Genomic DNA, 10,450 nt, shown 5'->3' on the forward strand with positions numbered 1-10,450 from the left:
CACCGGGGGGCTGGGCGCCGCCGCCGACCCCGAGGTAGGCCGGAAGGCCGCCGAGGATCACAAGGACGAGATCGAAGAGGTACTCAAGGGCGCCGATATGGTCTTCGTGACCGCCGGCGAGGGCGGCGGTACGGGTACCGGCGGCGCGCCCGTCGTGGCGAGTATCGCGCGCAAGCTGGGTGCGCTGACCATCGGTGTGGTCACCCGTCCCTTCTCCTTCGAGGGGAAGCGCCGCGGCAACCAGGCCGAGGTCGGTATCAACCTGCTGCGCGAATCCTGCGACACCCTGATCGTCATTCCCAACGACCGGCTGCTGCAACTGGGCGATGCGGCGGTGAGCCTCATGGACGCCTTCCGCTCGGCCGACGAGGTACTCCTCAACGGTGTGCAGGGCATCACCGACCTGATCACCACCCCGGGCCTGATCAACGTCGACTTCGCCGACGTCAAGAGCGTGATGTCGGGCGCCGGCAGCGCACTCATGGGAATCGGTTCGTCCCGAGGGGAGGGCAGGTCGGTCAAAGCGGCCGAGTCGGCGATCAATTCCCCGTTGCTGGAAGCCTCCATGGACGGTGCGCACGGAGTGCTGCTCTCGATCGCCGGTGGTTCGGATCTGGGCCTGTTCGAGATCAACGAGGCCGCCTCGCTGGTGCAGGAGGCCGCGCATATCGAGGCCAACATCATCTTCGGTACGGTCATCGACGATTCGCTCGGCGACGAGGTGCGGGTCACCGTGATCGCCGCGGGATTCGACGGCGGTGGTCCCGCGCGCCGGACGTTCGATCCGGCGACCACACGGGGATCGCTCGGATCCGGGCGCACCTCGGAGATTTCGGCGCAATCGCGGACCGCGGAACTCGGCCAGTCGCGCACCGCCGAACTCGGGTCGGCTCGCGGCCAATCCGACGGTTCGGCCTCGACCCGCTCGTCGGAGCCCGGTTCGTCGATCGCGCGCGGCCCGGCCCCGAGCTACCGCGATACCGAACGCACCCGTCCGCCGGTGGATCCGACACTGTCCCACAACAGCCGGTCCCATATCCAGCCGCCGCCGGATCTGCCCGACGATGACGACGACGATGTGGACGTCCCGGATTTCATGCGCCGCTGAACCCGGTGCCGTGTCTTCGGTGGTGATCCGCCCGCGCCGAGTGCGCGGGCGGTCCGCTGTCGCGGGTGCGCGTGCCGCCGGACGAGGCGGGGCCGCTTCGCACTGCCACTAGGCTCGGGGGCATGACAGCGGCACCGGTACTCACCGTTCGACGGGTCGTCACCACGCGCGCCGGAGGTTTCTCCGCGCCGCCCTACGATTCGTTCAACCTCGGCGACCATGTCGGCGACGATCCGGAGGCGGTACGGCGCAACCGCGCCCGGCTCGCCGATACGCTCGGGCTGCCCGCCGATCACGTGATCTGGATGGAACAGATCCACGGCCGCACGATCGCGACGGTGGACGGGCCCCGCACCGAACCGTTTCCCGGCACCGACGCCCTGATCACCACTCGGCCGGGGTTGGCGCTGGTGGTGCTGTCCGCCGATTGTGTGCCGCTGCTGCTGTCCGACGACGAGGCGGGGGTCGTGGCCGCCGTGCACGCCGGGCGGGTGGGCGCGCGTATCGGTATCGTGCCGCGGGTGCTGGAGGCGATGGTCGCCGTCGGCGCCCGGCCCGATCGGATCAGTGCGCTGCTCGGCCCGGCCGCCAGCGGCCGGCAGTACGAGGTGCCCGCCGCGATGCGCGCCGATGTCGAAGCGCATCTGCCCGGTAGCGCCACCACCACGGTGCGCGGCACCCCCGGCCTGGATCTGCGCGCGGGCATCCGGCGGCAGCTCACCGCCGCCGGTGTGACGGCGGTCGCGGTGGACCCGCGCTGCACCATCGAGGACACCGCACTGTTCAGCCACCGCCGCGGCGCTCCGACCGGACGATTGGGCAGTGTCATCTGGATGGAATCGGGTACAGCGTGAAAGGCCGAGTGGTCCGCGCGCTGCATTCTGTGGTCGCGACCGCGCGGTCGGCGCGAAATATCAACTCGCGCATAATGTTCGACGTACGGCCGATGCTCGGTCACTGGGAGATGGGAGACCGATGACGGCGCAGAGACCGTGGCGGATCGGCACGCGGAGATGAGCGGCGCCGGCGCCGGGGGGTGCGGCGGGCCCGAAACCACCCGCACGGTGGCGGATTCCGCCGATCGGCCGGGACCGTCTGTCCCGGACAGTCTGGGCGCCGGGGCCGGAAACGACTCCCGTACCGCGGAACTGGCCGAGAATCTCGCGCGTCTGCTCGCTCGTATCGATGCAGCGTGCGTCGCTGCGGGCCGGGATCCGGGAGAGGTCCGGCTGCTGCCGGTGACGAAGTATTTTCCGGCCTCCGATATCGCCGCGCTGTATCGTCTGGGCCGCCGCGACTTCGGGGAGAATCGTCCGCAGGAGGCCGGTGCCAAGGCCGCGGAGCTGGACGATCCCGGGATGCGCTGGCATCTGGTCGGCCGGCTGCAGCGGAACAAAGCGCGCCAGGTGGTGCGCTGGGCCCACGCGGTGCATTCGGTGGACAGCGAACGCCTGGCGACCGCGCTCGCCACGGCCACGGCGGCCGCCCTGGATGCCGGCGAGCGGGACACTCCGCTGGAGGTGCTGATCCAGGTGAGCCTGGACGCCGACCCGGCGCGGGGCGGGGTGGAGCCGGCCGGGCTGCCGGCCCTGGCCGATCGGATCGCGGGCACCGCGGAACTGCGTCTGGCTGGGATTATGGCCATTCCGCCGCGGGCCGCCGAGCCGGACGCGGAGTTCGCCCGCCTGGCCGAATTGCATGCCCGGCTGCGCGCCGGCCATCCAGGGGCGACGGAGTTGTCCGCCGGAATGTCCGATGATCTTGAAAGAGCTATTGCCCATGGATCCACGTGTGTGCGTGTCGGTACCGCTCTCATGGGTGCCCGGCCGATAACCTCGGCGTAGCAAACAAACCTCATCAGTCACATTCGACACATATGCTGGGACACGACGAGGGCTGAGCAAGACTTCAACACCCGGCCGCCACCGGGGCCGAAGGAAGGTCGACCAGAATGAGCGAGCGCAGCGAGCGAGTACTCGACGCAGCCACGAGCGTGCTCGTGACGGGGCCGAGCGATAGCGAGGCACGGTCATCGAGTGAGTGCAGCGAGCGAGTTATGGGCGCAGCCACGAGCGTGCTCGTGACGGGGCCGAGCGATAGCGAGGCACGGTCATGAGCACGCTGCACAAGTTCAAGGCGTACTTCGGCATGGTTCCGCTCGAGGATTACGAAGACGACTACGTCGACGATCGCACCCCGCGCGGGGTCGAGGATCGTGGCGGGCGCCGGCCCCGTGACTACTCCGACCGCGCCCCCCGCGACTACGACGATCGTCCGGACTACGACCGGTACCCCGAGGACCGCTACGACGGTCCCGACTACCGTGACGTGCCCTACAAGTCGTCCTACCAGCCCAGCTACCCCGCGCCGCGCCGGGACGACTACCCGGGCGACGCCTACGACGACGATTACGAGGGACCACGCCGCCCCACCCGGATCGACGCCGCCGCCTCCGGCCGGTATCGTCCGGGCGGCGGTGCCTCCCTGCGCGGCGCGACCAGGGGAGCGCTGGCAGTCGATCCCGATGCCGAGGAGCGGCGGCTGGCCGAGCGGGTCCGCCCCGAACCGGTTGCCGCCCGCCGTCCCGCGATCTTCGAGGACGGAGGTCCCTTGTCCAAGATCACCACGCTGCGTCCGCGTGATTACAGCGAAGCAGCGATCATCGGGGAGCGGTTTCGCGAGGGCAACCCGGTGATCATGGATCTGGTCGACCTCAGTAACGCCGATGCCAAACGCCTCGTCGACTTCGCCGCCGGGCTGGCCTTCGCCCTGCGCGGCTCGTTCGACAAGGTGGCGACCAAGGTGTTCCTGCTCTCCCCGGCCGATGTGGACGTATCGGCCGAGGAACGTCGCCGGATCGCGGAAACCGGTTTCTACAACCAGAAATAGCGAGCGGCTCGCCCGGCCGGGCGCCGCGTGGTACGAGCAAGATCGGCGCGGGCATTTTGCACCGCGCCGATTTTGCGGCAGAGTGAGGTCGTGGCCTTGTTCGCGGTGCTGTACTTCGTACTGTTCATCTTCTGGCTGTTGCTCATCAGCCGGGTGATCGTCGAGTTCATCCGGAGCTTCGCCCGCGACTGGCGTCCCACGGGGGTGGTCGTTGTGATCCTCGAGGTGATCTTCACCATCACCGATCCCCCCGTGAAGCTGCTGCGGCGGCTGATCCCGCCGGTTTCCCTGGGCGGGATCCGGCTCGATTTGTCGATTATGGTTCTGTTGTTCCTGGTCTTCATCCTTATGTCGGTGGTGAGCCGGCTCGGACAGCCGGTAGCGCCGGTGTGACAGAATGGGCCGTGAAGACCTGCCAGAGCCGCTAGATCTGCCAACGCGCGAAGGGATCCTTCCATGCCGCTGACCCCAGCCGATGTGCACAACGTCGCGTTCAGCAAACCGCCTATCGGGAAACGCGGCTACAACGAGGACGAAGTCGATGCCTTCCTGGATCTGGTGGAGCAGGAACTTTCCCGGTTGATCGAGGAGAACGCCGACCTTCGCCAGCGGGTTGCCGAACTCGATGCCGAATTGGCCGATGCCAAGTCCGTGCGGGGCCCGGTCGGCCCGGGCTTGGGCAAACCGGTACAGCAGGCCCCGCCTCCGGAACCGATCAAACCCCCGGTCCAGGCACCACCGTCGGCACCGATCCCGGTGGTTCCGGCCGCCCCGTCGGCCGCCGACGTCGCGGCCGATGCGAATATGCAGGCCGCCAAGGTCCTGAGCCTGGCGCAGGAGATGGCCGATCGGCTCACCAGCGATGCCAAGAGCGAAGCCGAGAATTTGCTGGCGAACGCGCGGGCCAATTCCGAGCGGATGGTCAACGACGCGCGGGTGCGGTCGGACGAGATGATCGCCGACGCGCGGCACAAGTCCGACTCCATGCTCAGCGACGCCCAGACCCGCTCGGACAGCCAGCTGCGCCAGGCCAAGGAGAAGGCCGACGCGCTGCAGGCCGACGCCGAGCGCAAGCACACCGAGATCATGGGAACCATCACCCAGCAGCGCAATGTGCTGGAGAGCCGGATCCAGACCCTCAAAACCTTCGAACGCGAGTACCGGGTGCGGCTCAAGTCGTATCTGGAATCGCAGCTCGAAGAGCTGGAAAACCGTGGTTCGGCCGTGCCTGTCGATGAGGGTGACTCCTTCGATACCGGGGCCAACCAGCTCGCTCCCGCCTCATTCGGCAAAGGCGAGTAAACGCCCGATACCGCTGGGAGCGAACGGGCGCCCGGCCTGCTGTTCTGGGGGTCATCATGCTTGTCCTGACACTGGCGCTGGCCACGATCGGCCTGGCTCTGCTGATCCTGTCCCTGGCCACCGGCTCGGTGATCTGGGCATGGGGCTGCATCGCCGTATGCGTTGCCGGCGCTGTGGTGTTGCTGGCGAGCGCGCTGTCGATGCGCGCACCCGATGAGGAACTGCCGCCGCGGGATCAGCACGCGAAGCGCTGACGAGAAAAACGGGCGAGAACCACAACGTCCTTCCGGGTTGCGGGCGCTGCGGCTCGCGGGCGGTTGTCTAAGTGGTTGACCGTCCTGGTTAGAATCAAACCTGTAAGTCGGCGACGATCCGGCCATCACCGGGGAGCTTTCGGAAGAACGGCGCCACGCGGCGCTCGGTATGCCGCGCACGCTCAGTAGAACCGAACGGGTGAGCCCGTCACAGCTCGTAACGAGAGGTCCACCCGGTTCGCCGGGGCCGGACAAGCGGGGTGGTACCGCGGTTCCGGCGCACCCGTTGCGCCGCGATCGTCCCCGTGCCGAGATACCGCGCCTCAGGGCGCGCCGGGCACGAGGAGATGTGTATCCGCGATGGCGGACGAGAAATCCAGTAGCAGCGCATATCCGCGCGTCGATCTCGGCGGCGGATCCGGTGTGTCCTTCCCCGAGCTGGAACAGGCCGTGCTGGACACCTGGGCCGCCGACGGAACCTTCCGCGCCAGTATCGACAACCGGGCCGGCGCCGAGGAGTTCGTCTTCTACGACGGACCGCCGTTTGCCAACGGTCTGCCGCATTATGGTCATTTGCTGACCGGCTATGTCAAAGATGTCATCCCCCGTTTCCAGACCATGCGCGGTAAGCGGGTCGAGCGACGTTTCGGGTGGGACACCCACGGGCTGCCGGCGGAAATCGAAGCGGAAAAGCAGCTCGGTATCACGGACAAATCACAGATCGACTCGATGGGGCTCGCGGAATTCAATGCCGCATGCAAATCGTCGGTACTCCGCTATACCGGTGAATGGCGCGATTATGTGACCCGGCAGGCCCGCTGGGTCGACTTCGACAACGACTACAAGACACTCGATCTCGACTTCATGGAGTCGGTGATGTGGGCGTTCAAGTCGCTCTACGACAAGGGCCTGATCTATCAGGGCTTCCGGGTGCTGCCCTACAGCTGGTACGAGCAGACGCCGCTGTCGAACCAGGAGGCCAAGCTCGACGACGCCTACCGGATGCGCCAGGACCCGGCGGTGACGGTGGATATGGTGCTCACGGTTCCCGAGGACCATCCGCTGCGTGACCTGGACGGCGCCAATGCGCTGATCTGGACCACCACCCCGTGGACGCTGCCGTCCAACCTCGCTGTCGCGGTACATCCGGACCTCCGGTATATCCAGGTGCGCGGCGCGGACGGCAAACGCTATGTCCTCGCGGCAGAGCGGGTCGGCCACTATGCGCGGGAACTCGGTGAGCAGCCCGAGGTGCTCGGGGAGTACGACGGGGCCGCGCTGGTCGATCTGCGCTATACGCCGCCGTTCGACTTCTTCGCCGGGCATCCGAACGCGCACCGGGTGCTCTCGGCCGACTATGTCACCACCGATTCCGGTACCGGCATCGTGCACATGGCGCCCGCCTTCGGTGAAGAGGATATGGACGTCTGCAGCGCGAACGGTATCGAGCTGGTGCAGCCGCTCGATCCGGGCGGCAAGTTCACCTCCATGGTGCCGCCGTACGAGGGCCTCATGGTGTTCGACGCCAATCCGGTGATCATCAAAGACCTCAAGGCCGCCGGGAAACTGCTGCGGCAGGAGACCGTCGACCACTCCTATCCGCACAGCTGGCGTTCCGGGCAGCCGCTGATCTATATGGCCGTGCCCTCCTGGTTCGTGGCGGTAACGCAGTTCCGCGAGCGCATGGTGGAGCTGAACAAACAGATCGGCTGGGTGCCCGAGCACATCCGCGACGGGCAGTTCGGCAAATGGCTCGAGAACGCGCGCGACTGGAACATCAGCCGGAACCGGTACTGGGGCAGCCCCATCCCGGTGTGGATGTCCGACGATCCCGCGTATCCGCGGATCGATGTCTACGGTTCGCTCGACGAACTCGAACGCGACTTCGGCGTGCGGCCCACGGATCTGCACCGTCCCGCGATCGACGAGCTGACCCGGCCCAACCCGGACGACCCGACCGGGCAGTCCACCATGCGCCGGGTGCCGGAGGTGCTGGACTGCTGGTTCGAATCGGGATCCATGCCGTACGCGCAGGTCCACTTCCCGTTCGAGAACAAGGAGTGGTTCGACTCGCACTTCCCCGGCGATTTCATCGTCGAGTACAACGGTCAGACCCGCGGCTGGTTCTACAACCTGCACGTCCTGTCCACGGCATTGTTCGACAGCCCCGCGTTCAAAAACGTGGTCGCGCACGGCATTGTGCTCGGCGACGACGGGCTCAAGATGAGCAAGTCCAAGCGCAACTATCCGGATGTGAACGAGGTGTTCGACCGGGACGGCTCCGACGCCATGCGCTGGTTCCTGATGAGTTCGCCGATCCTGCGGGGCGGCAACCTCATCGTCACCGAGCGCGGTATCCGCGAAGGCGTGAGCCATGCGCTGCGGCCGCTGTGGAACGCCTGGACATTCCTGCAGTTGTACGCCGCCGAACCCGGGGTGTGGCGGACGGATTCCACCAACCCGCTGGATCGGTACATCCTGGCGAAGCTGGCGCAGACCCGCGATGTGATGACCACGGCGCTGGAGGAGTTCGATATCGCCGGCGCCTGCGAGGAACTGCGTACCTTCGCCGACGCGCTGACGAACTGGTATGTGCGCCGGTCGCGTGCCCGATTCTGGGCCGAGGACCGCGACGGGGTCGACACCCTGCATACGGTGCTCGAGGTGGTGACGCGGTTGGCGGCTCCGCTGCTGCCGCTGATCACCGAGGTCATCTGGCGGGGTCTGACCGGTGAGCGCTCGGTGCACCTGACGGACTGGCCGGCCGCCGATACCCTCCCGCACGATCCGGAGCTGGTCGCCGCGATGGATGAGGCGCGGAGTGTGTGTTCGACTGTGCTGAGCCTGCGCAAGGCGCAGAAACTGCGGGTGCGGCTGCCGTTGGCGGAGGTGACGATCGCCGCTTCCGACGCGGAGCGGCTGGCCCCCTACGCCGATATCATCGCCGACGAGGTGAACGTCAAGAAGGTCGACCTGACGACCGATGTCGCCGCGCACGGCCGATTCGAGCTGGCGGTCAACGCACGTGCCGCCGGACCTCGCCTGGGCAAGGATGTGCAGAAGGTGATCAAGGCGGTCAAGGCGGGTGACTGGTCGGAGAGCGCCGACGGGGTGGTCAGTGCGGCCGGGATCGAACTGCTGCCCGAGGAGTACACCCAGCGACTGGTGGCGGCCGAGCCGGAATCGACCGCCGCCCTGCCCGGTAACGCGGGTCTGGTGGTGCTGGATTCGGTGGTCACCGAGGAACTGGAGGCCGAGGGCTGGGCCCGCGATGTCATCCGGGATCTGCAGGAGACCCGGAAATCGCTCGGCCTCGATGTCTCCGATCGCATCACCGCGGCCCTGGAGGTGCCGGCCGACCGGCAGGACTGGGCGCGCACGCATCGTGAGTTGATCGCGGGGGAGATCCTGGCGGTCGAGCTGGAATTCGGGCCGGCCGGTCCGGACGCCGCGGAGCTCACCGGCGGGGTGCGGGCCCGGATCGTCAAGGCGGGCTGAGCCGGCGCTGCCGGTCGGATCACCGGTCCGGCCGGCAGCGCGCGTTCGGCAGCGGCGAGACGGCGTCCGTGCCCATGACCGTGCCGGTGGCGCGCACTAGGGTGAAGCCTTATGGCTTCGGACAATCCCGACGAGTGGTGGCAGCATTCCCCTGCGGGACAACAGAAGAGTTCCCCGTCGGGTCAGTGGCAGCAGGGGTACCCGGCTCAGGGCGGACACCAGGATCCGGGCGGGCAGTGGGGGCAGACCGCGGGCCACGGCCCGCATCCCGCTCCGCAGCAGGGTGCATGGGAGGTGCCGCCGCCGGGGAGCGGAGGATACGGCGGGCCGCCGCCGAAGAACAACGGCCCCTTGATCGCGGTGCTGGTCGCCGTGGTGGTGCTGGTCCTGGTCGGCGTCGTCGGGCTGGTGGCGCTGCAGTCGCGGGGGTCGGCGGAGAACACCGCGGCCGGAACGTCCGCGGAGATAACAGGGTCCGTGCAGTCATCGAGTTCGGCGCCCGCGACCTCCACCACCGCGACCACCAGCGCCCTGCCCTCCGCGGGCGAGCCGGTGCTGCGCGAGGGACTGGCGCCGGTCGCCGTGCTCGGCCCGACCTGGCAGGCCGGTGAGAGCACCTACACGATGGCATTCGAGGACTGGCCCTTCGCGTTTCGGGCGCCCGGTTCCTGGGGGTGTATGAAGGGGTCGATCGACAAGATCCCGGATGCCCAGGCGTGGGGGTGTGTGGACGAGAGCAATTCCGCTGCGGGGCAGAAGGTCAACCTCATCCTCCGCAAATGTCCAGCGACCTGTGACGCCGCTACGCAAGCGCGTTTCAACGCCGACTGGTTCGATGCGCCGGACAAGGCGCGGAAGTTCGACGACCGGACCTCCTACGTGGAGACCGCGGCCAATGACGAAGGCAAGTTCACGGTGGATTTCAGCCGCTTCTTCGCGGCGGAACCGGGTGGTGACCCGGTCTGGCAGGTGGGGGTCTACGTGGAGTCGCCGACAGCCTCCAAGGATGTGGTCCTCAAGACGCTGAACGATGTGGCCACCCAAACGCAATAAACATTTTTGTGATGTTCATCACATGCTGGAAGTTTGCCAGAAGCTTGTCGCCCTTCTGCGGGCCGGGCAAAATCATCCTCGATACCGCTGAGTCCGGTCCTCCGGACCACCGGGAACGGTGATCATTTCGTTCGGTTCTACCTGAGTGAAGTTGCGTCGGAGCCGATTCACCCGGCGTAACCCCTGTGGTTGGCGGTGTCCCCACCTCGGTGGCGGATGCCGCGAGAAAACCGGGACGCCGCACGGTGTCCCGGGCACCGACGGGCAGAAGGGTGGGCAAGTGATCGGAAGTGCACTGCGCCGGGGTATCGCCGGCATGGTTTTCGCGACGGCCGTTGGGGCCGTC

At 67.4% G+C, this 10,450-nt stretch carries 9 protein-coding genes; all 9 read left to right on the forward strand.

The features are described from left to right. On the forward strand, window positions 1–1,108 hold a 1,108-nt coding region (gene ftsZ, locus ACLML9_RS25215), incomplete at its 5' end, for a cell division protein FtsZ (protein ID WP_411947848.1). Between the two features lie 122 nt (window positions 1,109–1,230). Further along, window positions 1,231–1,962, forward strand: a complete 732-nt coding sequence (gene pgeF, locus ACLML9_RS25220; protein WP_411947849.1) for a peptidoglycan editing factor PgeF — start codon at window positions 1,231–1,233, stop codon at window positions 1,960–1,962. Between the two features lie 159 nt (window positions 1,963–2,121). Continuing rightward, a complete protein-coding gene (locus ACLML9_RS25225; RefSeq protein WP_411947850.1) occupies window positions 2,122–2,952 on the forward strand; it encodes a YggS family pyridoxal phosphate-dependent enzyme in 831 nt (276 codons plus the stop codon). 268 nt (window positions 2,953–3,220) lie between these two features. Further along, window positions 3,221–3,997 carry a cell division protein SepF gene (locus tag ACLML9_RS25230; RefSeq protein WP_030523840.1) on the forward strand — a complete coding sequence of 259 codons (777 nt, stop codon included), beginning with the start codon at window positions 3,221–3,223 and terminating at the stop codon, window positions 3,995–3,997. A gap of 90 nt (window positions 3,998–4,087) precedes the next feature. Then, window positions 4,088–4,390 (forward strand): YggT family protein, encoded by a 303-nt coding sequence (locus ACLML9_RS25235; RefSeq protein ID WP_030523839.1) that lies wholly within the window; start codon window positions 4,088–4,090, stop codon window positions 4,388–4,390. Window positions 4,391–4,453: 63 nt separating this feature from the next. Then, window positions 4,454–5,299, forward strand: a complete 846-nt coding sequence (locus ACLML9_RS25240; RefSeq protein ID WP_411947851.1) for a DivIVA domain-containing protein — start codon at window positions 4,454–4,456, stop codon at window positions 5,297–5,299. Between the two features lie 56 nt (window positions 5,300–5,355). Further along, the gene (locus ACLML9_RS25245; protein ID WP_030523837.1) at window positions 5,356–5,553 is read left to right on the forward strand and encodes a hypothetical protein; all 198 of its coding nucleotides are present in this window, start codon (window positions 5,356–5,358) and stop codon (window positions 5,551–5,553) included. Window positions 5,554–5,913: 360 nt separating this feature from the next. Further along, the gene (gene ileS, locus ACLML9_RS25250; protein WP_411947852.1) at window positions 5,914–9,051 is read left to right on the forward strand and encodes an isoleucine--tRNA ligase; all 3,138 of its coding nucleotides are present in this window, start codon (window positions 5,914–5,916) and stop codon (window positions 9,049–9,051) included. Between the two features lie 111 nt (window positions 9,052–9,162). Next, the gene (locus tag ACLML9_RS25255; RefSeq protein WP_411947853.1) at window positions 9,163–10,104 is read left to right on the forward strand and encodes a hypothetical protein; all 942 of its coding nucleotides are present in this window, start codon (window positions 9,163–9,165) and stop codon (window positions 10,102–10,104) included. Window positions 10,105–10,450: the final 346 nt, after the last annotated feature.

It is taken from the genome of Nocardia sp. NPDC002869 (genome assembly GCF_046764065.1).
GTDB lineage: Bacteria > Actinomycetota > Actinomycetes > Mycobacteriales > Mycobacteriaceae > Nocardia > Nocardia rhamnosiphila.

Bases quoted from the DNA above. Each gene is read 5' to 3' on its own strand.
- pgeF (WP_411947849.1), top strand. From the start codon at position 1,231: ATGACAGCGGCACCGGTACTCACCGTTCGACGGGTCGTCACCACGCGC.
- ACLML9_RS25245 (WP_030523837.1), top strand. From the start codon at position 5,356: ATGCTTGTCCTGACACTGGCGCTGGCCACGATCGGCCTGGCTCTGCTG.
- ACLML9_RS25230 (WP_030523840.1), top strand. From the start codon at position 3,221: ATGAGCACGCTGCACAAGTTCAAGGCGTACTTCGGCATGGTTCCGCTC.
- ACLML9_RS25240 (WP_411947851.1), top strand. From the start codon at position 4,454: ATGCCGCTGACCCCAGCCGATGTGCACAACGTCGCGTTCAGCAAACCG.
- ACLML9_RS25255 (WP_411947853.1), top strand. From the start codon at position 9,163: ATGGCTTCGGACAATCCCGACGAGTGGTGGCAGCATTCCCCTGCGGGA.
- ACLML9_RS25225 (WP_411947850.1), top strand. From the start codon at position 2,122: ATGAGCGGCGCCGGCGCCGGGGGGTGCGGCGGGCCCGAAACCACCCGC.
- ileS (WP_411947852.1), top strand. From the start codon at position 5,914: ATGGCGGACGAGAAATCCAGTAGCAGCGCATATCCGCGCGTCGATCTC.